Genomic DNA, 24,125 nt, shown 5'->3' on the forward strand with positions numbered 1-24,125 from the left:
TTCCCGGGTAGGTTCTTCTCCAAGCCATAATGACTGGCCCCTGTACCACCAGTACCCTAAGGCGACCGTGGGCGACCTTGAACAGCTCTTTTTTCTGGAAAACCCGGCCTCACGGACAAGGGTTGATCATCGGCTAGCCGGCCGCTGCCCATGACCGACAGCTGATCCTGAGCCGGAGACCGGCGGAAAAAATCTTTTCAAGCTCCCCTGCACAACCCTAATCACCTGCTCATCCAACTTTTTTGTACCGGAGAACTCAATGAACAAATTGCTCATCCCACTGGTGCTGACAGCCTTGCTTTTTTGTTCCGGACAACCGGTATCAGCCCTTGAGGAAAAAAAAATGAAAGACGGACTCTACGCAAAGATAGCAACCAACAAGGGAGACATCCTCCTTAAGCTCTACTACGACAAGACCCCCCTGACTGTGATCAACTTTGTCGGCCTGGCCGAAGGCTCACTGGAGTTGGGCGGCGCTGACAAACCGACAGGCACACCTTTCTATGATGGCCTCGCCTTCCACCGGGTGATCAACAACTTCATGATTCAGGGCGGTTGCCCCCTGGGCACCGGCACCGGTGGCCCCGGCTACACCTTTCCCGACGAGTTTGATCCGGCCCTGAAACATGACCGTCCAGGCATCCTCTCCATGGCCAATGCCGGCCCCGGCACCAACGGCAGCCAGTTCTTCATCACCCATCTGCCCACCCCGCATCTGGACGGCAAGCACACGGTCTTCGGCAAGGTACTCGAGGGCCAGGAGGTGGTGAACGCCATCAGCCAGGGAGACACCATCGAGACCATCGAAATTATCCGCAAGGGTAAGGCGGCAGAGCAGTTCAAGACCGACCAGGCTGCCTTTGACGGGGCTGTGGCCGAGATCAAGGGTGCCAAGAATGACCAGCTCAAGGAAGAGCAGGAAGAGATCGCCAAACAGATCAAGAACAAGTGGCCCAACGCCAAGAAGACCCGAAGCGGTCTCTACTATCAGGTGGAGCAGGAGGGCAGCGGCCCCACCCCCAAGGCCGGCACCACCATCAGCGCCCACTACACCGGTCGGCTCCTGGCCAACAACCGTAAGTTCGACAGCTCCTATGACCGCAACGAGCCCATCCAGTTTCCGGTGGCCACCGGCAGGGTTATTCCCGGCTGGGACGAGGCCCTCAGCCAGATGAAGCGGGGGGAGAAACGCACCCTGATCATTCCCCCGGACCTGGCCTACGGCGAACAGGGCGCCGGCGGAGTCATCCCGCCCAATGCCTGGCTGGTCTTTGACGTGGAGCTGGTTGATTTTTAAAGGGCGGCTCTTGCCTTAACAGCTAAGCACCCACCTAAAAAGGCAGGCCCAAGGGCCTGCCTTTTTGCTTTTCCACCTTCATCCCTGCCAAAGAGAACAGCTGCCATGTCCAAACCTGGAGCAACCAGCGCTGGAGCAACCAGCGGCGTCTACCTCCGCCTGGTTCTGACCATGATCTTCTGGGGCGGCACCTTTGTAGCCGGTCGGATCGCCACCGCTGAGATCCATCCGGTCACCGCTGCCAGCGGCCGTTTTCTGCTGGCCTCTCTGCTGCTGCTCCTCTTTATCTACTCTACAGAGGGACGGCTGCAACGGCTCAGCCTGCGTCAATGGGGAGCCATGGCCCTCTTGGGCCTGTCCGGCATCTTTGCCTACAACCTCTTCTTCTTTGCCGGACTCCAACGGATAGAGGCAGGCCGGGGCGCGATGATCATAGCTGCCAACCCGGTGATCACCACCCTGCTGGCCATGCTCTTCTTTGGAGAACGGTTCAACCTCCGCCGCAGTTTCGGCATCTGCTTTTCCGCGGCCGGGGCCCTGGTGGTGATCTCCCGGGGCGACCTGCTGCTGCTCTTCAGGGGAGAGATAGGGGCGGGAGAGCTCTGCTTTCTGGGGGCGGTGCTCAGCTGGACAGCCTACACCCTGGTGGGCAAGCGGGTGCTCCGGGCGATCTCCCCCCTGACCGCAGTCACCTACTCCTGCCTGACCGGCTCGGCCCTGCTCCTGCCGACCATGCTCCTGATGGGTAAGGGCCATGAGCTGCTTACCCTCTCCCTGAGAGGAGGCGGCAGCCTCCTCTACCTGGCCTTCTTCGGCACGACCCTGGGCTTTATCTGGTTCTACCAGGGGGTTCGGGAGCTGGGGGCCGGCCGGGCGGTGCTCTTTGTCAACCTGGTCCCTGTCTGCGGGGTCGTGTGGGGGATACTGCTGCTCAACGAGGGACTGGACCTCTCCCTCCTCTCCGGAGGAGCCCTGGTCCTGATCGGCCTGCTGCTCCTCAACTACCAGCCCCGGGCCCAGAGATCAGCAGGCGGGTCAGGCCCCACCACCCCTTCCCACGCGGCCGACGATCTTTAAGGCGCCTCCGCTCAAGGGGCGCGCCTGAGCTGTCCCTCCTGTCCAGGCAGGGAGCTTGAGGATGCGCTGAGACTATCTTCTCCCATGACGCGGAGAGTGCGGCTGCAGAGGCAAGGTTTCAAGCTCGCCCTCAGTATTTCAACCCCATCCTGTCCCGGGCCAGATCCAGGGTCACCACGGCCTTGGCCCGGGCCTTTTCCGCTCCCCTGGCCAGGATCTGGCGGAGATAATCGGGGTTGGCCAGCAGTTCCCTCTTCCTCGCCCTGGCCTCGGCAAAGTAGTCGTTGATCAACTCAAAGAGATCCTGCTTCAGATAGCCGTAGGCTGCTCCCCCGTTGAGATAGAGGTCATGGACCTCGGCCATCTTTTCCGGGGAGGCAAAGAGCTTGAGCAGGGCATAGAGATTACAGTTCTCCGGATCCTTGGGCTCCTCCACCGGGGTGGCATCGGTCTGGATGGACATCACCACCTTACGCAGGGGCTTTTCATCCATGAAGATGGGGATGGTGTTGCCATAGGACTTGGACATCTTCTGGCCGTCGACCCCGGGAACCGTGGCCAGAGATTCACTGATGGCCGGTTCAGGCAGGACAAAGGTCTCGCCAAAGGCGTTGTTGAACTTCTGGGCAAGGTCCCTGGCCACCTCAAGGTGTTGTTTCTGATCCTTGCCCACCGGCACCACCTCGGCCTGGTAGAGGAGGATATCTGCAGCCATCAGTACCGGATAGGAAAAGAGCCCATGGGTGGGGGCAATATTCTTGGCCACCTTATCCTTATAGGAGTGGCAGCGCTCCAACAGTCCCATGGGGGTGAGGGTGGAGAGCATCCAGGTGAGCTCGCAGACCTCGGGCACATCCGACTGCACCCAGAAGGTACAGCGCTCCGGATCGAGCCCCAGGGCGAGGAAGTCTGCAGCAGCCTCCAGGGTGCCGGTCTGAAGACGCTCCCGGTCATGGACCGAGGTCAGGGCATGGAGATCGACAATGAAGACGTAGAGGTCCGAGGTGTTCATCTGCTGGACCATGGTCTTCATCATGCCGAAATAGTTGCCGATGTGAAGTTTACCCGATGGCTGGATGCCGGAAAGTATGCGTTTCATAGCTCGTGTTGCCTTGTATCTAGGATTACTCTAAAGGCCCTCTGGGGACTGCTCTTTTTCGCTCAGCTTTCAAAACGGCCCGTAGACCGGGCCCGTTGGATACGTTTACCACAGGGATATCATGGTGATCGCCAGGATAGACCCAGATTAGACCCAAAATAGAATTTTTCAGAGCAGATCGAGATCAAAAAAGGCAGGCAGAGCGGCTCAGCTGAAAAACTGCGACCCATCCCTATAGCGCAAAACCAAAAAAAAAGGGAGTGTAGATTTACTCTACACTCCCCTCCTCTACAGCCAAACTCCCCGAGGGGAGCAGAGGCGCTTACTTCACCTCTTCAAAATCGGCGTCTACGACATCATCGTCATCCTTGCCGCCGCTCTTGCCTGCACCGGCCTGACCGGCAGCGGCTCCCCCGGCGCCGGCTCCTCCTCCGGGCTGATCCTGGGAGGCCTGGGCATACATCAGCTCAGCGAGCTTGTGGGAGGCCTGGGTCAGGGCCTCGGTGGCGGCCTTGATGGCCTCCACGTCCTCACCTTCCAGGGCCTTTTTCAGATTTTCGATCTCCCGCTCCACATTGCCCTTGGTCTCGGCATCGACCTTGTCACCCAGCTCCTTCAGGCTCTTCTCGGTCATGTGGATCATGGCATCGCCATTGTTCTTGGCTTCCACGAACTCCTTGCGCTTCTTATCTTCCTCGGCATGCATCTCTGCATCCTGCTTCATCTTTTCGATCTCTTCCTCGGAAAGACCGGAGGAGGCGGTGATCCGAATGGACTGCTCCTTGTTGGTGCCCAGGTCCTTGGCAGAGACATGGAGGATACCATTGGCATCCAGGTCAAATCCCACCTCGATCTGGGGTACACCGCGGGGTGCAGGGGGAATATCCGCCAGCTCAAAGCGGCCGATGGTCTTGTTGTCCTGGGCCATCTCGCGCTCACCCTGGAGCACATGGATGGAAACCGCCGGCTGATTATCGGCAGCCGTGGAAAAGACCTGGCTCTTCTTGGTGGGAACGGTGGTGTTCTTCTCGATCAGCTTGGTCATCACCCCGCCCAGGGTCTCGATACCCAGGGAGAGCGGAGTCACGTCGAGCAGGAGGACGTCCTTGACATCACCCTGGAGCACCCCACCCTGGATGGCGGCACCGATGGCAACCACCTCATCGGGGTTGACCCCCTTATGGGGTTCCTTGCCAAAGATGGACTTGACCTTTTCCTGAACCTTGGGCATCCGGGTCATACCACCGACCAGGATGACCTCATCGATCTCCGAGGCACTCAGGCCTGCATCCTTGAGGGCGGTCAGGCAGGGCCCTGCGGTACGCTCCACCAGATCCTCAACCAGGGACTCCAGCTTGGCACGACTGAGCTTGACGTTCAGGTGCTTGGGCCCGGAGGCGTCGGCGGTGATAAAGGGGAGGTTGATGTCGGTTTCCATGGCCGTGGAGAGTTCTTTCTTGGCCTTTTCTCCCTCTTCCTTCAGCCGCTGGAGGGCCATCTTGTCGCTGCGCAGGTCAACGCCCTGGTCCCGCTTGAATTCGTCGGCGAGCCAGTTGACGATCCGCATATCAAAGTCCTCGCCACCGAGGAAGGTGTCGCCGTTGGTGGACTTCACCTCAAAGACCCCGTCGCCGATCTCCAGGATGGAGACGTCAAAGGTACCGCCACCCAGGTCAAAGACCGCGATCTTTTCTTCACCCTTCTTGTCCAGGCCATAGGCCAGGGAGGCAGCGGTGGGCTCGTTGATGATACGCTGGACATTGAGTCCTGCAATCTTGCCTGCATCCTTGGTGGCCTGACGCTGGGCATCGTTGAAGTAGGCTGGCACGGTAACCACGGCATCTTCCACCGGCTCTCCCAGATACTCTTCTGCGGTCTGCTTCATCTTGCCCAGGATCATGGCTGATACCTCGGCAGAGGTATAGGCCTTACCCTCCACCTCGACCACGGCGTCACCGCCCGGTCCCTCAACGATGGTGAACGGGCTGACCTCTATGGACTTCCGGACCTCAGGGTCCGTGAATTTCCGGCCGATCAGTCGTTTGATGGCAAACAGTGTCCGGGTGGGGTTGGTGACGGCCTGGCGTTTGGCCACCTGGCCCACCAGCCGTTCACCGTTGTCGGGAAAGGCTACAATGGAGGGAGTGGTTCTGTTCCCCTCACTATTTTCAATGACCTTGGGGTCACCTCCCTCCATGATGGATACACAAGAGTTAGTGGTACCCAGGTCAATACCTATAATTTTTCCCATAACGCGTTCTCCTGCCTCCTTTTCTGTTCAGCGCCAAGCTGAGCAGTAGTCTAAATGTACAATATTGTAAGTGTGGTTATATGTCGTTATCCCGTGTGGCTACCATCGGGGAGCTATCCCGGGGTCCTGTCATGCCGGACCGCTGGAGACCACCACCTGCGCATGGCGCAGGACCCGATCTTTGAATTGGTAGCCCTTGGCAAACTCGCGAAGGACATGGTTGGCCGGGACCTCGTCACTGGCCTCCATGGTCAGGGCATCCTGCTCATCGGGGTTAAACTCCTTACCCACCGATTCCAGGGGCTCCACCCCGAACTTTTCCAGGGTAGCTGCCAATCCCTTCTGGGTGAGATCCAGGCCTTCGAGCATGGACTGCAGTTTGGCGCTATCTTCGCCGTTCCCTGCCTTACCCTGCTCAATGGCCCGGTCGAGATTGTCCAGGGTGGTGAGCAGTTCCCGGAGGATATTCTCTCCGGCATACTTGATCAGCTTGGCCTGCTCACGTTCCATTCTCTTTTTAAAATTTTCAAACTCAGCAGCGATACGCAACAGCTTATCCTGTGCCGCCCCGAGCTCCTCCTGGAGATGAGTGCTGTCCACCTCGTCGGCTTCTTCGACAACAACGCCTTCCACATCTCCGAGCTCATCAGGAGTCGTTGCCTCCTCCTGGTCAACAGGTTGCTGTTCTCTGGTCTCCTCTACCACGTGTTTCTCCTTCTCGATGGTTACTGTATCGCGTAATCGTTTAAGGCCTGCTCATTACAGAGCAAACAGGCTGTCCGGCCGAATCTGGACCAACAATAAGTATGGCAAAAACCAGTGTCAAGGGCGGAGAAAACTGATTTAAAGAGGAATAAAACAGGGCTGCTGATTTTTCCGGGAAGGCCGGAACCGGGCGGCCGGTCATGATCCGAAGCCAAGCCTCCTCCTCCGGCTATCAGGCGGAGCAGAGATAGCGTTGAATGGACTCGGCAATGGTGTTGAAGATAGCCCTGAACCGCTTTTCATCCTTTTCCAGGAGGGTAATACGGAAGCCATGAAGTTCGGTGGCAAAGGAAGAGAGCGGCACCACACAGATCCCGGTGGCGGCCAGCAGGTAGTAGACAAAACGCTTGTCCGGCTCCACCTCCGGACCGTCAACCAGCTCCTCGACAATGGCCCGGACCCGGTCATCTCTTATCTCCAGGGTCTGCCTGTGGTTGAGCAGCCCCTCTTCAAAGGCAGCGCTCATGTAAAAGGCCCCATTGGCACGGTTCACCAGCATTCCCTTCACATTCTTGAGGGTGTCGTAGGCAATGTTGGAGTAGCGCTCGTAACGCTCCACCCTCTGGCGAAGATACTCGGGGTAGAGCGGATGCTGCTTGATCCTGGGAAAGACCATCTGCGGCAGGGTGGTGGAACAGACCTCAAGCATCTTGGCATTGACGATGGATTGGACATAGCACTCAAACATGGGATCCCGATGGCCGTTGTAGACCTCGATCCAGCCGCAGCGGGCGCCGGGCCAGGGCATCTCCTTGGAGATGCCGCGCATGCAGAGGGCAGGCACCTTGTCGCCGATAACCGTACACAGGGGGACCGAGGTGGTGCCGTTGTAGGTCATATTCTGGTAGATCTCATCGCAGATCAGAAAGAGGTCATTCTTCTCACAGATATCAACGATGGCCCTGAGTACATCGGCGGGATAGACGGCTCCGGTGGGGTTGTCGGGATTGATGACCAGGATCCCGGCCACTGCCGGATTATACTTGATATGGTTCTCGATATCCTCCAGATCCGGATACCAGAGGTGATTGGGATCCAGAATATAGGTGACCGGCTCGGCCCCGGCATGGGCAGCCTCTGCAGAGGAGTGGGTGGTATAACTGGGGGTGGGCACCACCACCCGGGCGGTACGCTTCAAAAAGCCAAAGACCTTGGAGATGGCATCACCCAGTCCGTTGAAAAAGATCACATCCTCGGCATCGATCTGGGCCCCGCCCAGGCGGTTGGTCTCTGCGGCTATATATTCCCGGGTAGCCACCACCCCCTTGGTAGGGCTGTAGGCATAGGCTCCATCCTCCTGGACCACTTCGGCGACGATATCCTTCATCCATTGCGGTACCTCTTCCCCCTTGGCCACAGGATCACCGATGTTCTCCCAGTTCACCGGAACCCCCATCTTCTGGAGGCGTTCACCCACCATGACGATGTTCCTGATTTCATAGTTGAGCTCACCGGCTCCGATATGAAGAATATTGGTACGCATAACACCTCAAGATTTCAGTATTCAAAGAAATTAAGGGTACGTTGAAAAATAAGATTTTCCGACCAGGATCAAGGCGTGGGGAAGATTTTACCGCAGGCCTACAACGGATATTCCGAGGTTACAATGTTCATCATAACGCGGGGATTGGCAGGAAAAGCAACTTTTCAAGGTAGCCGTAAGCTTTCCCGAGAAGGACCCGAGAAGAGCCGGTGGGGTGGCGACATGTCAGCAGGGCTCTTACCACAGAGCGCCCAAGCCGTCAATATTTCATGATTAGGATGGGTCGTTCCCCGGCCGGAGAGCTCAGCTTAAATCCCCCCCTTTGACCCATGGACCGGAGATGCCCGGAGATCGGATCCCTGCCGACTCGCCAGCGGCTGCTCTCCATCGCCCAGGCAAGCCAATCATCCGGAAATCTGGACCAGCGCTCTTATCCGGGAATTCCGGATTGACCGACACCGCTAAAGCCACTATCCTGTAAGGCGAAAAGAGGAACAGCCCCCTGGCCCTCAAGGGCCTCCAGGTCCTCTAGGGCCTGCTGACTGCACCCGCTCCTGGCGACAACACCATGACCAGCCCGATGACCCCACACACCTTAGCCAACTGCACCATAGCCAACTGTACCATAGGTGAACACCGACTGGCCTATCTTCGCCAGGGAGCAGGCAGAAGAGGGCTGCTCCACTTTGCTGCAGGGCTGGACAACCGACACCTCCTGGAAATCCGGGAAGAGCTGGATCGACTCCAACTCCCTGTCCTGATCATCAGGGGGGAGGCTGCCCCCTACCTGAGCCCTGCCATTTCCCGGCAACTGGCAGAGCAGCTCCCCCAGGCCGACCTCATCTCCAGCCGCTCTGCAGGCCACTCTATCCGGGAGGATGAGCCGGAACTGCTCGCCTCGGCCATGCTTGACTTTTTTCAGACCAGATCATGAGCACCCCCACCAGGCCAGACATTGAGCTGCTCCAGCAAAAACTCCGCCTCCTTGAAGCGGAGAACGCCATGCTGACGGAGCGAGCCGAAGAGACGCTCCTCCTCGGCCAGATCTCCAAGATCACCCAGGGAAACGACCAGGTCACGGAACTCCTGGAAAAGGTCCTTGAGCGGATCTCCATCCTCAAGTCCATCCCTGCGCTCTGCTGCGGCCAGCTGAGCGGCAACCGGCTGGAGCCCCTCTGCAGCTATGCCCGTTTTTCCGAGCAAAGCCTTCCCGGCAGCCCCATCACCATCAAAGCAGAGCTCCTCAGGGAGCTGAAACAGGGGCCAGTGCTTACCCGGATCCAGGACAGGATCAGCTGCAGCTTTCCCCCGGAGCTCTTTGTCCCCTCCAGGGCCGCGCTGCTCCCGTTTACGACCCAGAGCCAGCCAAAAGGCATCTTTCTCCTCTTTGCAGACGCACCGGCGGTCGACCGGCTCTGCTCCAGCCTGATGGTGGTAGAGCAGGTCGTGGAGATGGTTGCAGCCAAAATGGACAACCTCTACCTGCTCAAGGCCCTGACCCGGGCCAACAAAAACCTGGAACTGCGGGTTGCCCGCAGGACTGGCAAGCTGAGCCGGGCCAACACCACCCTGGCCCATGAGATAGCCGTGCGCAGACATTCCGAACAGGCCCTCCATGAGTCCCACCAGACCCTGGTGACGGTGCTCAACAGCATAGACGCCACCATCTACGTGGCAGACCTTAAGACCCATCGCATCCTTTTTATGAACAAGGCCATGCTCGATGCCTTTGGCCAGGACCTTACCGGCAAGACCTGCTACAGACACTTCCGCGGCAAATCATCGCCCTGCAGGCGATGTACCGGCCTGGAGAGCTGCAGCGACGGCCAAGCCCCTGGCGAGGTCCGGGTCTGGCAGGAGAAGAACCCCCTCACCGGCAGGTGGTATATCAATCAGGATCGGGCCATCAGCTGGACCGACGGCCGCCTGGTGCGTCTCCACATTGCCACCGACATCACCAAGGTCAAGGAGATCGAACACCAACTGCTCCAGTTCCAGAAACTGGAGGCCGTGGGTACCCTGGCAGGGGGCGTTGCCCATGACTTCAACAACCTGCTGATGGTGATCCAGGGCAGGATCTCGCTCATGGCCTGCGACCAGCCCCCGGACCACCCCCATGGCGAGCATCTTGCGGCGATTGAAGACCACATTCGCAGTGCCACCGCCCTCACCAACCAGTTGCTCGGCTTTGCCAAGGGCGGCCAGTATGAGCCGAGCCCCCTGGCCATCAACGAGCTCGTTGCCAGCAGCGCCACCCTGTTCGGCAGGACCAAAAAACAGATCCGCCTCTCCGCCAAACTGACCCCGAATCGGGCTGTCGTTATCGCAGACAAGCGACAACTGGAACAGGTCCTCCTGAACCTCTATATCAACGCCTGGCAGGCCATGCCTGACGGAGGGGAGTTGCAGCTGACAACGGAACGGGTCTCCCTGGACCAGACCTTTTGTCGGCCGCATCAGGTCGCCCCGGGGGAGTATGTTCGCATCTCGGTACGAGACACAGGCACAGGGATGAAGGAGGAGGTCCGGCAGCGAATCTTTGACCCCTTTTTCACCACCAAGGAGAAGGGCCACGGCACTGGCCTGGGCCTGGCCTCCACCTACGGCATCATCAAGAACCATGAAGGCATCATCACCGTCTCCTCCGAGCTCGGCCGGGGAAGCACCTTCACCATCTACCTGCCGACAGCTTCCCGGGAACCGGCAGCAGCCAACCCGCTGCCACCCAGGCCACGTCCCGGCTCCGGGACCGTGCTGGTGGTGGATGACGAGCCGCTCATTGCCGCCATGGGCAAGACGCTCCTGGAAAAACTCGGCTACACCGGCCTGGTTGCCCACAGCGGTGAACAGGCCCTGGAACTCCTCAAGGAGGAAAACAGCAGGGTAAAGCTGATCATCCTGGACCTGATCATGCCCGGGATGGACGGCACCGCCACCTTTGACCGCATCAGGACCATTCAGGCGGATCTGCCGGTGATCCTTGCCAGCGGTTACGCCGCCAACGACCAGGTCCGTGAGATCCTGGGCCTAGGCTGCACGGCTTTTCTCCAGAAGCCCTTTACCCTGAGCGCGCTCTCGGCCAAACTCCGGGAGGTACTGGCCCCGTAAGCGCCGCCTCCTTCAGCTGCCCTTTGCCGACCCGACCCCATAGCCATCCTGGCTGGCCAGCAACTCGAGCACACCGGCCCGATCCCGGGGCGGTGCAAGCAGATCACCCATGACCTGATCACAACCATGTTGGCGGAGAAAATCCAACTGGCTGCCCTGCTCTACCCCCTGCCCCACCAGTTCCAGCCTGAGTTGCCGGCCCAGGCCCACCAGCAGGTCGATCAGGCAGGAGCCATCACCCCCCTTTCTCCCCTGGTCCGGCAGGCCGCGCTCCAGGATCAATCGCTGCAGAGGCAGCCCCTGCAGCCGGGCCAGGGAGAGGGCCTCTCCCCCCAGGTCGGCAACGGCAAACCTGAGCCCCAGGGGTTCGAGAAAGGCGAGATGCTGCTCAGCACGGCGATCCTCGCCCGCCAGGATGGCTGGAGGCAGGACAAGCTCGATCCGGTTCCCGGGCAGGTTCCGCCGCTGTAACTCCGCAGCCACACCCTGGACAAACTCCTGGCTGCGCAGCTGTTCTTCCCCTACCCGGAGGAGTACGGGAAGATGCCAGGCTCCACGGCTCTGCCAGAACTCAAGGTCGGCACAGACCTCCCCCAGGACCCGGAGGCCTATCTCGACCGAATTGTCCTCCCCCTGTTCACCCTGGTACCGCTGCAGGACAGCCACCTCTCCCTGGCTCGGATGCTGCCAGGAGACCCTGGCGTCCAGGCCGGCCAGGCTGTCATCCTCCAGCTTGTAGATCGCTTGATAGCGCACCGCCAGGCGGTCGAGCTGAAGGCCCAGCTCCGAGTCCACTGCCTGCAGATAACGCCTTTGGCCAAGGGGCGCTGTCTGGCGATTATAAAAACGGTAACAGTTCCTGCCCAGTTCCTTGGCCTCATACAGGGCCATATCCGCACACTTCACCACCCCCTCAACATCCGCCGAATCATCGGGGTAGAGGGCAATGCCGACACTGGTGGAGATCATGATCTGATGCCCCTGCACCACCACGGGCTGCTCCATGGAGGCTATGATCTTGTGCGCCACCATGGCCACGTCCTCTTTAGAGGCAATCTCATCCAGGATAAAGACAAACTCATCACCTCCCAGGCGGCCCACCGTATCCGACTGCCGACACTGCTGTTGCAGTCGCGTGGCCACCTCCACCAGCAGGGCATCCCCCACGTCGTGGCCCAGGGTATCATTCACCTGCTTGAAGCGGTCAAGATCCAGATACATGATCGCCACACTCTTCTTGATCCGATCCCCCTTGATGATCGCCTGGTTGAGCCGGTCCTTGACCAGCAACCGGTTGGGCAAACCGGTCAGGGTATCATGGTGGGCCAGACGATAGAGCTTGGACTGACTGTCACGCAACTCCTTTTCTATCCGCAAACGGTCGGTGATATCGCGGCCGATCTCGATGATTCCGTAGAGCCGGCCATCACCATCGTAGAGGGGAGAGACATCGATCTCAAAGGTATTGTTGATCCTGTTGCCGTGATAGGGATTATGGATCAACTGTTGCTGCTGGGACTCGCGCTGCACCTCCCTGACCGGACAGGGATAACGGCCGTCGTTACAGGGCTGGGTCTCCTTACAGAAGAGCTGATAGCACTTCTTCTCCTGAATCAGCCCCGCCGAATGATCCCCCTCGATCAAGCCGGCTGCAGTCCGGTTGATCAGGAGGATGGTATAGTTCAGGTCAATGACCATCACCGGATCGCCGGCGCTGTCAATCACGGTCTGGAGGAAGTTACGCTCATGGTCCACCGCTTGGTGGAGCTGCTGCTGGATGGCTGCCAGGGTCTGTTCCCGCTGCTTCTGGAGGGAGATATTCTGATGGGTACCGGTCATCCGTACGGGCATGCCGTTTTGATCCCGCTCCACCACCTTACCCCGGTCCAGGTACCACACCCACTGGTCATGTTCCCCCTTGACCCGGTATTCGATCTGGTATTCCTGATTTTTACCGGCAAGGTGATCGTTGAGTACCGCCAGCACCCGCTCCTTATCATCGGGGTGAATGAAGCGCTGGATCGCACCGGGGCTGCTATCGCCCTTACGGTAATCCAGATACTCTTTCTGATTGGGGCTGGTATACATGGTGCCGGTCTGGATGTTCCAGTCCCAGAGACCGGCCTGGGAGGCAAACAGGGCCAACTCGTAGCGCTCTTCAACCAGACAGAGCTCCTCTTCACGGCGCTGGGCCTCTTCAAGGGCAGAGAGACGGCCCAGGGCCAGGGAAATCGCGCTGCCGATCTCCGTAAACAACTGCAGCACTGCGGGGCCAGGCTTCCCCCCCTGACAGCCCTCCTGGCCTGAAACCACCAGAAAACCGGACAGACTCGGCACACAGCTGATGGCGGTGCACAGCCCTGCGCAGATCTTTTGGGAATCCGCCTCGCCGGCCAACATACTGCAGCCGCCGCAGAGCTCCGGATCACAGGGCATGACCGGGGGCCTTTCGAGCTCCAGGATCTCCTGGCCGCAGCGGGGCAACACTCCGGCTCGCAGCTCGGCCATGACCTGAGGCAGCCGATCCGCCAGGCCGGTCTCAGCGGTAATCATCCCACCCATGGCCTGATCCTGGAGCACGATCAGTGCCGAGCGAAAGAGCTGTTCCCCTACCAGGCGATCACAGATCCCCTGGAGCATGTTGGCCAGGTCCCGCTCACTGAGGAGAAATCGATACAGCTGATTGACAGCCTTGAGCAGGTCCTCTGTTATATCATCCGCCATCCTTGGCCTCACCATGCCGTCTAGCGGCAGATTCTGCTGTAATTATCGCTCACCTGCTCTATATCCCCTGTCCACCCTTGACTGCAGGCCACCCCTCTGGACAGCACACTCCCCGGAACCGGGGCCGGAAGCAGATAAGCTGCCAACGAGCGGGATCTCTTGCCCAGCCCCTGTCAGCACGAGACACTCTCCTTGAAAAGGCCAGATCGTATCACTGTATATTATAACTCTTCAGCTTATTCAAGAGGGTCTTGCGGGTAATCTGCAAGCGCCGGGCCGCCTCACTGCGGTTACCGCCGGTCTCCTCCAGGGTCTGGAGGATGAGCGCCTTTTCAGCCTCCTTAAGGGTGGCGGGCCGTGGTGCCTCCTTGAAGGGGTGCCGGCCGGCCCACTGCTGGATGGTCAGGGGCAGGCCGCTGAGCTCCAGGTATTCACCGCGCATCAGGATGATCCCCCGTTCAATGGAATTTTCCAGTTCCCGGACATTGCCTCGCCAGGGATAACGCACCAGCACATCCATGCACTCCGGAGTAACCCCTCTGACCTGGCGATCATTTTTTTCGGCAAAACGGTGGATAAAAAACTCGGTCAGCAGGGGGATATCACCGTCACGTTCCCGCAGGGGCGGCACCTCGAGGACCACCACGTTGAGGCGGTAGTAGAGATCTTCCCGAAAGCGCCCTGCAGCCACCTCAGCCTCCAGGTTGCGATTGGTGGCAGCGATGATCCGGGCATCCACCTGGATCGTCTCCTGCCCCCCGACCCGCTCCAACTCGTGCTCCTGGAGCACCCGGAGCAGTTTGACCTGCATGGCAGGGGTGGTTTCACCGATCTCATCCAGGAAGAGGGTGCCGCCCTGGGCCTGGACAAAGCGCCCCTCCCTCCTTCGATCGGCACCGGTGAAGGCGCCGCGTTCATGGCCGAAGAGCTCCGACTCCAGCAGACTCTCTGCCAGGGCTGCGCAGTTGACCTTGACAAAGGGACCTTCTCTGCGCCTGCTGTTGTGATGGAGGGCCGAGGCCACCAACTCCTTGCCCGTGCCGGACTCCCCGGCAATCAGCACCGTGGCCTCGGTGGGCGCCACCTGGACAATCAGATTCCAGAGGTCCTCCATGGCCTTGGAGCTGCCGATAATGCGTTCGTTATCGCCAAAGGGGAGGCCATGGTCCATCACCCCCTCTTCCCCCTGGCGGTGGCCCATGGCCAACTCCAGGGTCTGGCGAAGTTTATCAAAATCCAAGGGTTTGGTCAGGTAATCGTGAGCCCCCTCTTTGATGGCGGCCACGGCAGAGTCCACCGAAGAGAAGGCGGTCATGATAATCACCGGGATAGCCGGATTGATGGTGTGAATCCGCTGCAGGGCCTCCATCCCGTCCATGGTGGTCATCCGCACATCCATCAGGATGGCATCAAATGGCCCCTGTTTCACCGCCCGGACCGCGGTGGTACCGTCATCGGCCTCTTCGCTGTCCCAACCCCATTCGCTCATCAGGGAGCGCAGCATGAAACGATGCACCTGATCATCATCAACGATGAGGAGCGTATACGGGCTTGCCTGCTTTGCTATCATAGTTATCTGTCGGCTACTTAAAACGGTTCAACTTTTCAATCTGGATCAAGGCATGGGGAAATGTGCACCACGGACATTCACCTTATTTTATAAGGATATTTTTTGTACAAGGTAGAGATTGGCAGAAAAAGCGACTCGTCAAGATAGCCTGTTGTTGTTTTTCACCAACTCGGTAGGGTATGCTCCAAGGGGCCTGCGAGTGCCCTCTCACGATCACGGCCTGGGAAAAAAATTACCACAGGCACGCAACTGATATTCCAGGGATACTTTTTTCCATCAGAACGCAGAGATTGGCAAAAAAACAATTTTCAAGCTCAGCCGTCACCTATCAGCTGTCATCTATCACCTAAAAGCAACTAAAAGCAACTAAAGTACCTTGTCAGCAGAGGCTGGAGCCTCTGCCTTCAGCCTGGCTATGGTAGCACCAAACCCTGTGAGGACGCAATGGAACATACACTGGAAATTCAAAAGATCATCCACGGGGGCTCAGGCCTGGGGTATCTTAGCGACGGCATGGTGGTCATGGTGCCCCAGGTCCTGCCCCGGGAGCTGGTCCGGGTAAAGGAAAGGAAACGAACCAAGAAGTTCCTCCAGGCCAGCCTGGTCCGGGTGGAACAGCCCTCTCCCCACCGGGTCCAGCCGCCCTGCCCCTACTACGGTCGCTGCGGCGGCTGCAACCTCCAACACATCGCCTATGAAGAGCAGCTGACCGTGAAGGGGCAGCTCCTCGGCGAGACCCTGGAGCGAAGCCGGCTGGACCTCTCTACAACACGGATGGATGCCACCCTGGCCTCCCCCCTGGCCCTGGGCTACCGCCACAGGATACGCCTCCACCTCAACACCAGGGGCGAACTGGGGTTTCACCGCTGGGCCAGCAACACCATCATCCCCATTGAACAGTGTCTGCTCGCCACGCCAGCCATCAACCGCGCTCTCAAGCGCTGCCGACAGCTTGGTCTCGATCCCCGCTTCAACCGGCAGTGGAAGGCCATTGAACTGCTGGAGAGTCCGGCCGGCGGCGAGCTCAGCATCGTTCTCCATCCCCGAAAGCCCGCAGCCCCATCCCGGCCGCCCGCGGAGATAGCCACCCTGGCGGACCATGCGGTGATCAAGGATCCGGCCAGCCTTCGCCGGGACACCACCCTTCCGGCAAAGGCCCCTCTGCAACAGGAATTCTCCGCAGCTGCCGGCCCCTATACCCTCTCCTGGGACAGTCACTGCTTCTTCCAGGTCAATGTGGCCCAGAACCAACAGCTGGTTACCCTGGTCAGCGAACTCCTGGGCCAGGGCCATGGCCGTCCCCTGCTTGACCTCTACTGCGGGATCGGCAACTTCTCCCTGCCTGCCGCGCTCCTGGGCTGGCAGGTGACCGGGATAGAACACAACCGACGCAGTATCCTCTGGGCCCGGGCCAACCAGGCTGCCACTCCCCTGGCCGCAACAACCGCCTTCCAGCCCGAACCGGTCAGGGATGCCCTCCTCCGCAGCTGCCAGGACAAAGAACAGGTTGCTACCATTCTCCTGGACCCCCCCAGGCAGGGGCTCGAGCGGGAGGCGCTCCAGCTGCTGCCGCAGCTTGGAGCCGAACGGATCATCTATATATCCTGCGACCCAGCCACCCTGGGCCGCGACCTGGCCCTGCTCTGCGGGGAAGGATATCGCCTGGTCCGGGCCGTGCCGGTGGATATGTTTCCCCAGAGTCACCATATTGAATCGGTGGTGGTCCTGGAAAAAAATTGACATCCGACCGGTGACGCACTATCTATACTGGTTTTGCACGATCGCGGCCGGTGAAGGAGTAAAAACCGCTCCCACCTCGATCGTGCATGGTGAGATTTTTCGATCAAGATCAAGGGCCGCTTGAACAGGTGTTATTTTGCCCGAGCTCGGCGTCAGGGTCGGTCAATTATCGTCGGAAGAGCAACTATCTGTGATAATTTTTCCCGCAGGCCTTGAGTTTGAGCAAGATATCTTATTATTCAAGGTACCCTCAAGGCATGGGGCCCCTCATAGCTACTTTAAGGATAACCGTGTCCCCATAAGGCCGAGACCAGCAAAAAATAGAACGCTTCAGGGTGGCCGCCACCCTCTTCCCCTCCCCCTCCAACCCTTAGTCTTACACCTGAATCCGATGGAAACTACAAGCAACCTCCTCAGCCAGCGTCGTGAAAAAGCAGAAGCCCTTGCCCAGGACGGGATCAACCTGTTCAGCAACAGCTTCACAGCACCCCAGGCCGTGGCCGATATCCTCCCCAAGGGAGACCTGCTCCAGGCTGAAGCCCACGAAGAGAGCGGCACCACCTATCGCCTGGCCGGCCGGATCATGTCCATGCGCAAGTTCGGCAAGGCCGCCTTTTTTCACCTCCAGGACTCCTCTGGCCGGATCCAGATCTACGTCCGCCGCGACACCCTTGGTGTAGAGACCTTTGCCCATTTCAAGAAGTGGGATGTGGGCGATATCGTCGGGGTTGAGGGCAAGTTGTTCAAGACCAAGGTGGGAGAGACCTCCATCGTTGCCCGGGAAGTGGTGATGATCTCCAAGTCCATGCGGCCCCTGCCGGAAAAATTCCATGGCCTGACCGACGTGGAAACCAGGTACCGCCAGCGCTACCTGGACCTGATCGTCAACCCCGCAACCAGGGAAACCTTCCAGAAGCGGGTGGAGATCATCCGCCTGGTCCGCGAGTTCCTCAACAACCGCGGCTTCATGGAGGTGGAGACCCCGATGATGCAGCCCGTTCCCGGCGGCGCCACGGCCAAGCCCTTTAAGACCCACCACAATGCCCTGGGCATGGACCTGTTTCTGCGGATCGCTCCGGAACTCTACCTCAAGCGGCTGCTGGTGGGCGGTTTCGAACGGGTCTTTGAGATCAACCGTAACTTCCGCAACGAAGGCCTCTCCACCCGGCATAACCCAGAGTTCACCATGCTGGAGTTCTACCAGGCCTATGCCACCTATCACGACATGATGGACCTGACCGAAGAGATGATCTCCTGGCTGGCAGCAGAGATCACCGGCTCCATGGAACTCAGCTATCAGGGGACTCCGGTCAACCTGGCGCCCCCCTGGCGGCGCCTGACCATGGACCAGGCCCTGGTCCAAATCGGCGGGGTGGACCAGGCGCTCCTGAACGATGATGCGGCCATCTTCGCCCTGGTCAGGGAAAAAGGGATAGAACTGCAGCCCGAGGCCGGTCCCGGCAAGGCCAAGACCGAGCTCTTTGAGCTGCTGGTGGAGGAACAGCTGATCGACCCCACCTTTATCACCTCCTACCCCACCGAGGTCTCGCCCCTGGCACGTCGCAACGAGGAAGACCCCACTGTCACGGATCGCTTTGAGCTCTTTATCACCGGCCGGGAGATCGCCAACGCCTTCAGCGAGCTCAACGACCCGGTGGATCAGCTCCAGCGCTTCGAGCAGCAGATCAATGAGCGCGGAGACGACGAGGAGATTCACCCGGTCCTGGATCACGACTATGTCCGTGCCCTGGAGTACGGGATGCCCTCTGCCGCAGGCGAAGGCATCGGCATCGACCGGCTGGTGATGCTGCTCACCGACGCCCCCTCCATCCGGGACGTCATCCTCTTCCCCCACCTTAAGCCCGAGCTCCGGGAACAGGGCAAAGAAGAAGCCCAGGCCGAGGCTTGAGTCTTGCGGTGAGCCCATCAGAATCCCTGGTCTGCACGGCGGAAGCGTAGATGGCTTCGTTTGAATGGTTTGTCTGCCTGCGCTACCTCAGGGCCAAGCGTCGCCAGAAGTTCATCTCCCTGATCACCATCATCTCGGTGCTGGGGGTGGCGGTGGGGGTGCTGGCCCTGATCGTGGTCCTGAGCGTCTATACCGGCTTTACCCAGGGCCTGCGTGACCAGATCATCGGCATCAATGCCCACGTGCTGGTGCAGGCCTATGGCGGCACCATGCACGATCCTGCCGAGCTGCGCCAACGCCTGGCAGGGGTTGAGGGTGTGGAGGCCACCACCCCATACATCTACGGCCAGGCCCTGATCACCTCGGGCAGAGCCTCAACCGGTCTGGTCCTCCGGGGGATTGAACCGAGCACCGCCCGGGAAGTGATCTCCATCGACGGGGTCATGGAACAGGGACGCCTCCTGGATCTGGAGCAGCAACTGGATTTTCCGGGGATCATCCTCGGCAGCGAGCTGGCCAAACGGCTGCGGGTCACCATCAACGACAAGGTCCGCCTGATCTCCCCCCACGGCAGCCTCTCGCCCATGGGCGTCCTCCCCAAGATCACGACCTGTACCCTGGTGGGAACCTTTAACACCGGGATGTACGAGTACGACTCCAGCATGGGTTATACCAACCTGACCACGGCCAGAGCCCTGGCCGGCCTGGATCGGGGAGTACACGGGCTCGAGGTCCGGGTGACCGAGATCGACCAGGCCGACCGCACGGCCACTGCCATGGAGGCCGTACTGGGCCCCGGCTACTCGGTGCGGGACTGGATGGAGATCAACCAGAACCTCTTTGCCGCCCTCAAGCTGGAGAAGGTGGGGATCTTCATTGCCCTGGATCTGATCATCCTGGTGGCGGCCCTCAACATCATCAGCGCCCTGATCATGGTGGTGATGGAAAAGAACCGGGATATCGCCATTCTCAAGTCCATGGGCGCCACCACCGGCTCCATCATGCGGATCTTCTTCTACCAGGGGATGATCATCGGCCTGGGTGGTACCACCCTGGGGGTGCTCAGCGGTCTGGGCCTCTGCGGGCTGCTCAAACGCTACAAGATCATCGAGCTGCCCAGCAACGTCTACCCCATGTCCACCATGCCCATCACCGTGGTGCCCTCGGACGTGATCATCATCGCCGTCTCCGCCCTGGCCATCACCCTGCTGGCCACCCTCTACCCTTCCTGGAAGGCCTCCAAGGTGCGACCGGCAGAGGCCCTGAGCTATGAGTAAGCCCCCCAGACTCCAGGCAGATCAGCTCTCCAAGAGCTACACCAGCGGCCCCTTCACCATCCAGGTGCTCAACCAGGTCCACCTCAGCCTGCAGCCACGGGAGATGGTGGCCATCGTCGGGGCATCCGGAGCCGGCAAGACCACCCTGCTCCAGGTCCTGGGCACCCTGGATCAGGCGGACAGCGGCAGCCTCACCTTTGAGGGGAAAGAGCTGAGCGGCAAATCAGAACGGGAGCTGGCGGCTCACCGCAACAGCAACATCGGTTTTATCTTCCAGTTCCACCACCTCCTGCCCGAGTTCACGGCCCTGGAAAACATCATGATGCCGGGCCTGATCCACGGCATGGAGCACGGCCGCCTGGAGGCCAGGGCCCAGGAGTTCCTCCACAGAATTCAGCTGGACCACCGCAGCCATCATCGCAGCGGCGAGCTCTCGGGCGGGGAACAACAACGGGTGGCCCTGGCCCGCGCCCTGATCATGGAACCGGCCCTGCTCCTGGCCGACGAACCCACCGGCAACCTGGACTCCACCAGCGGCAAGATGGTCTTTTCCCTGCTCCGCGAGCTCAGCGATGCCATGGGACTGAGCGTGATCATGGTCACCCACAACCTCCAGCTGGCCCGCCGGCTGGACCGTTGCCTGACCCTGGCCGACGGTTCCCTGAAGTAAGCTGTTTTCCCTTTGCCCCAGGCCCTCCGGCCCGAATAAGGGCAGGAAGAGCTTGACGCTCGGCCGAGATTAGGCCATACTCTCCAACAATACTAAACAGATACGGGCAGAATCGCTCCTCTTGGAGAGCGAGTGCAGCTCAGCTGAGACAAGGGTACCCCCCTCTTCAGCCGGCCGACGGCTGGGGGAGTTCTTCTCCTCAGTGGCCTCACCGCCTGGTACCTGGGCAGTGGCATCCCATCTTCAATCATCCCCGGAATTCAGCTCGATATCATACCTATGGAACAACTCCCTCTCCTGCTGAGCAAGCAGCAGGACCGACTCACCCGGCGTATTGTCAGCTATGCAGGGGAACAGGACTATGGCCGCCATACCTCTACCCGGGCTAAGGCCTGGCCAGCCTCGGTCAGTCAACTCAACCTGGCCCTGGCTGGCACCATCGCAAGCCTGGAGGAAATCCCCCCGCTCCATGCCAGCTCCCGGATGGAGCACAGCCCCATGGGGGTCTTTGCCGCCCAGATGGCTGAGAGCCACCGGGCCCAGGGGATCCCGCTTTCCCGGTTTATGGGCTTACTCAAGTGTTTCCGCCAGGGCTATCTCGATGAGATCCAGGAACAGGCCACCCCAAAGGGGCGGCTCTATGTTTCGCTGATCAATCGTTTTTTTGACTGGATCGAACTCGGCGTCTGTGATGCCTGGCAGAAGCCGGCACAGCCAAACCAAGGGAAAGATTCCCTGGAATGGCGTCAACGCCTCAGCCGGGAGAGCAAGCTCCACCTCACCCTGCTGGAACATATCAGGGAACCGGTCTTCTGGCTCGACCCAAACCTTGCCATCCAATATGCCAACCAAGCCGGGATCACCCTCCTCAGCCAGGCCACCCAGAGTCACTCCCCGCCCAGCGGCGCAACCGGCACAGATTCCCTCTGCTCCACCCCCTTTCCCTGGTTCGAGCAAGAGCTGCGCAGCCTGGTGGCCAACCCGGACTCTTCCCTGACCTCCCTGCCGCCGCTCATCCTGGGAACGGAGGCCCGCTGTTTCAGCTTCCAGATAATCCCGGTGCTGGATCTCCATACCAAGCTTGAGGGTTTTGCCGTCATCGCCGAAGACGTGACCAAGGAGCAACAAACCCGGGCCGCCTTCCAGGAGAGCGAGGCCCGACTGCGGGCCTTCTTTGAATCCTCCAGCGAGGGCATCGCCATCCACAGGCTGATCAGCGACCAGGCCGGTACACCGCTCGATTACCAGACCATCGAGGCCAACCAGGCCTTCCCGGTCGATCTCCATGATCAGCCCCCCTCCTTTCTGGCCGCCTGCGCCAGGGCAGCAAGAGGAGAACCCCTGCAACAGCTGGAACACTACGATCCAGGCAGCGGCCGTCACTACCTGATCAAGATCTTTGGCCTCAACAGAAAACATGTGGCCACCATCCACTCAGACATCACCGCCAGGATCCACCGGGAGAAGGAACTGAAACAGACGGTGGAGATCGTCAACACGATCATGCGGGCCGCCCCCTCGGCCGTGGGCATGGTCCACTCCCTGGGCAGCCGGAACTTTGGTTGGGTCAACGATCGGATGTGCGCCATGGTCGGCTATCAGCGCCGGGAACTCCTCGGCAAATCGGCACGCATGCTCTATCCTGACGAGGAAGAGTACCAGCGCACCGGCCAGGCCTTTGTGGATCAACTCCGGGACAAGCCAGTGGGTTGGGTGGAAACCCGCTGGCTCCACAAAAACGGCAAGGTCCTCCATATTCAGTTGACCTATGCCCCCCTGGACAGCAAGGACCATAGCCAGGGTATTGTCTTTACCGGTCTGGATATCACCGAGGGCAAACGTTTGGCAGAGGAGCAGGCCCGTCTGGAACAGCAGCTCCAACGCACCCAGAAGCTGGAAAGCCTCGGCGTCCTGGCCGGGGGCATTGCCCACGATTTCAACAACATCCTGGTGGCGGTTCTGGGCAACACCGACCTGGCCCTCTCTGAGCTGCCCCAGCACTCGGCAGCGCGGCCCTACCTCCAGAACGTGGAAACCGCCAGTCGCCGGGCCGGTGATCTCTGCCGCCAGCTCCTGGCCTACTCCGGCAAGGGCCGCTTTGTCATCACCAGGCTCCAGTTCCAGGAGATCATTGAAGAGATGACCTGCATGCTCCAGGTCTCCATCGCCAAGAACGCTGTCCTCAAGTTCCGCTTCAGCGATGGCGTGCCGCCGGTGGAGGCGGATGCGACCCAACTCCGCCAGGTGATCATGAACCTGGTGATCAATGCCTCTGAGGCCATCGAGAGCAGGAGCGGGGTCATCTCCATCAGTACCGGGGCCATAGAGTGCAACGAGGAGTACCTGCAGACCACCTTCCTGAACCAGAATCTAAACGCCGGAGTCTACTCCTACATCGAGGTCTCAGACACCGGCATCGGCATGGAGAGCGCCACCCGGGAAAAGCTGTTTGAGCCCTTTTACACCACCAAATTTTCCGGACGCGGTCTGGGGATGTCGGCGGTCCTGGGAATCGTCCGCGGCCATCAGGGGGCCATCAAGGTCTACAGCGAAGCCGGCAAGGGCACCACCATCAAGGTCATGCTGCCGGCAGCATCCCAAGACCTCGCCCCCATGCAGTCGGCTGAAGGGGAAGAGCAGCAGTCCTGGCAGGGAGAGGGCACCATCCTGGTGGTGGACGATGAAGATACCGTCCTGGTGGTGGCTAAAAATTTCCTGGAAAAATTCGGCTTTACGGTGATCACCGCCAAAGACGGTGCCATTGCCGTGGATATCTACCGCAGCAGGCAGGAGGAGATCACCGCCGTGCTCATGGACCTGACCATGCCCCGGTTGGACGGGCAGGCGGCCTTTTCCCAGATGAAGGTGATCAATCCCCAGGTCAAGGTTGTGCTCTCCAGCGGCTACAACGAGCAGGAGGTCAGCGAACGCTTTGGCGGTAAGGGGACGGCCGGCTTTATTCAAAAACCCTACCGGATGATGGAACTCAAGCAGACCCTCCAGCAGCTGCTTGGTTAAAGGCCGCCGGCGCTCTGCCTCCCTCGGCCATGGCCCCATTTCCGAGGCGCTCCCTGCTCTTTAACGGCAGGGACCACTTTGTCCATTTGTCACTTTGTTTCCCAGGTGTGATGACGTACACTGTAAGGGGATGCCGG

At 59.8% G+C, this 24,125-nt stretch carries 15 protein-coding genes; 9 read left to right on the forward strand and 6 right to left on the reverse strand.

Annotated elements, in window-relative coordinates:
• The first annotated feature begins 343 nt into the window (after positions 1-343).
• Together G494_RS27920 and G494_RS23155 are read left to right on the forward strand one after the other, a co-directional pair.
• Entirely contained in the window at positions 344-1,297 is a 954-nt protein-coding gene (locus tag G494_RS27920; RefSeq protein WP_208597670.1) for a peptidylprolyl isomerase, read from the forward strand.
• A gap of 105 nt (positions 1,298-1,402) precedes the next feature.
• The gene (locus tag G494_RS23155) at positions 1,403-2,374 is read left to right on the forward strand and encodes a DMT family transporter (RefSeq protein ID WP_051305635.1); all 972 of its coding nucleotides are present in this window, start codon (positions 1,403-1,405) and stop codon (positions 2,372-2,374) included.
• Between the two features lie 130 nt (positions 2,375-2,504).
• Here G494_RS23155 and trpS read toward each other — a convergent pair whose 3' ends face one another.
• The 4 genes from trpS to G494_RS0111795 all read right to left on the reverse strand — a co-directional run bounded on the left by trpS (position 2,505) and on the right by G494_RS0111795 (position 7,972).
• Positions 2,505-3,473: a tryptophan--tRNA ligase gene (gene trpS, locus G494_RS0111780; protein WP_028584703.1), complete on the reverse strand. Its 969-nt coding sequence runs from the start codon at positions 3,471-3,473 to the stop codon at positions 2,505-2,507.
• Between the two features lie 322 nt (positions 3,474-3,795).
• Complete coding sequence (gene dnaK, locus G494_RS0111785) at positions 3,796-5,724, reverse strand: molecular chaperone DnaK (RefSeq protein WP_028584704.1); 1,929 nt, start codon at positions 5,722-5,724, stop codon at positions 3,796-3,798.
• A gap of 129 nt (positions 5,725-5,853) precedes the next feature.
• A complete protein-coding gene (locus G494_RS0111790; protein ID WP_051305636.1) occupies positions 5,854-6,429 on the reverse strand; it encodes a nucleotide exchange factor GrpE in 576 nt (191 codons plus the stop codon).
• A 232-nt stretch (positions 6,430-6,661) separates the two neighbouring features.
• A complete protein-coding gene (locus G494_RS0111795; protein ID WP_028584706.1) occupies positions 6,662-7,972 on the reverse strand; it encodes a pyridoxal phosphate-dependent aminotransferase in 1,311 nt (436 codons plus the stop codon).
• Positions 7,973-8,552: 580 nt separating this feature from the next.
• Here G494_RS0111795 and G494_RS0111800 point away from each other — a divergent pair.
• Together G494_RS0111800 and G494_RS25485 are read left to right on the forward strand one after the other, a co-directional pair.
• Positions 8,553-8,906, forward strand: a complete 354-nt coding sequence (locus tag G494_RS0111800) for an alpha/beta fold hydrolase (protein ID WP_028584707.1) — start codon at positions 8,553-8,555, stop codon at positions 8,904-8,906.
• Positions 8,903-11,080 carry a response regulator gene (locus tag G494_RS25485; RefSeq protein ID WP_051305637.1) on the forward strand — a complete coding sequence of 726 codons (2,178 nt, stop codon included), beginning with the start codon at positions 8,903-8,905 and terminating at the stop codon, positions 11,078-11,080. The genes G494_RS0111800 and G494_RS25485 overlap by 4 nt, the downstream gene beginning before the upstream one ends.
• A gap of 12 nt (positions 11,081-11,092) precedes the next feature.
• Here G494_RS25485 and G494_RS0111810 read toward each other — a convergent pair whose 3' ends face one another.
• Both G494_RS0111810 and G494_RS0111815 read right to left on the reverse strand, forming a co-directional pair.
• Complete coding sequence (locus G494_RS0111810; RefSeq protein WP_028584708.1) at positions 11,093-13,804, reverse strand: sensor domain-containing protein; 2,712 nt, start codon at positions 13,802-13,804, stop codon at positions 11,093-11,095.
• A 211-nt stretch (positions 13,805-14,015) separates the two neighbouring features.
• On the reverse strand, positions 14,016-15,374 hold the full coding sequence (locus G494_RS0111815) for a sigma-54-dependent transcriptional regulator (RefSeq protein WP_028584709.1): 1,359 nt from the start codon (positions 15,372-15,374) through the stop codon (positions 14,016-14,018).
• 444 nt (positions 15,375-15,818) lie between these two features.
• Between G494_RS0111815 and G494_RS25490 the strand changes: the two genes are divergently transcribed.
• The 5 genes from G494_RS25490 to G494_RS25495 all read left to right on the forward strand — a co-directional run bounded on the left by G494_RS25490 (position 15,819) and on the right by G494_RS25495 (position 23,988).
• The gene (locus G494_RS25490) at positions 15,819-17,114 is read left to right on the forward strand and encodes a class I SAM-dependent RNA methyltransferase (protein ID WP_028584710.1); all 1,296 of its coding nucleotides are present in this window, start codon (positions 15,819-15,821) and stop codon (positions 17,112-17,114) included.
• Between the two features lie 391 nt (positions 17,115-17,505).
• Positions 17,506-19,023: a lysine--tRNA ligase gene (gene lysS, locus G494_RS23180; RefSeq protein WP_035246346.1), complete on the forward strand. Its 1,518-nt coding sequence runs from the start codon at positions 17,506-17,508 to the stop codon at positions 19,021-19,023.
• Positions 19,024-19,073: 50 nt separating this feature from the next.
• Positions 19,074-20,300 (forward strand): lipoprotein-releasing ABC transporter permease subunit, encoded by a 1,227-nt coding sequence (locus G494_RS0111830; protein WP_028584711.1) that lies wholly within the window; start codon positions 19,074-19,076, stop codon positions 20,298-20,300.
• Entirely contained in the window at positions 20,293-20,970 is a 678-nt protein-coding gene (locus tag G494_RS0111835; RefSeq protein ID WP_028584712.1) for an ABC transporter ATP-binding protein, read from the forward strand. Before G494_RS0111830 ends, G494_RS0111835 begins: the two co-directional genes overlap by 8 nt.
• Positions 20,971-21,249: 279 nt before the next feature.
• The gene (locus G494_RS25495; protein WP_051305638.1) at positions 21,250-23,988 is read left to right on the forward strand and encodes a hybrid sensor histidine kinase/response regulator; all 2,739 of its coding nucleotides are present in this window, start codon (positions 21,250-21,252) and stop codon (positions 23,986-23,988) included.
• The last annotated feature ends 137 nt before the right edge of the window (positions 23,989-24,125 follow it).

Source organism: Desulfogranum mediterraneum DSM 13871, assembly GCF_000429965.1.
Lineage (GTDB): Bacteria > Desulfobacterota > Desulfobulbia > Desulfobulbales > Desulfobulbaceae > Desulfogranum > Desulfogranum mediterraneum.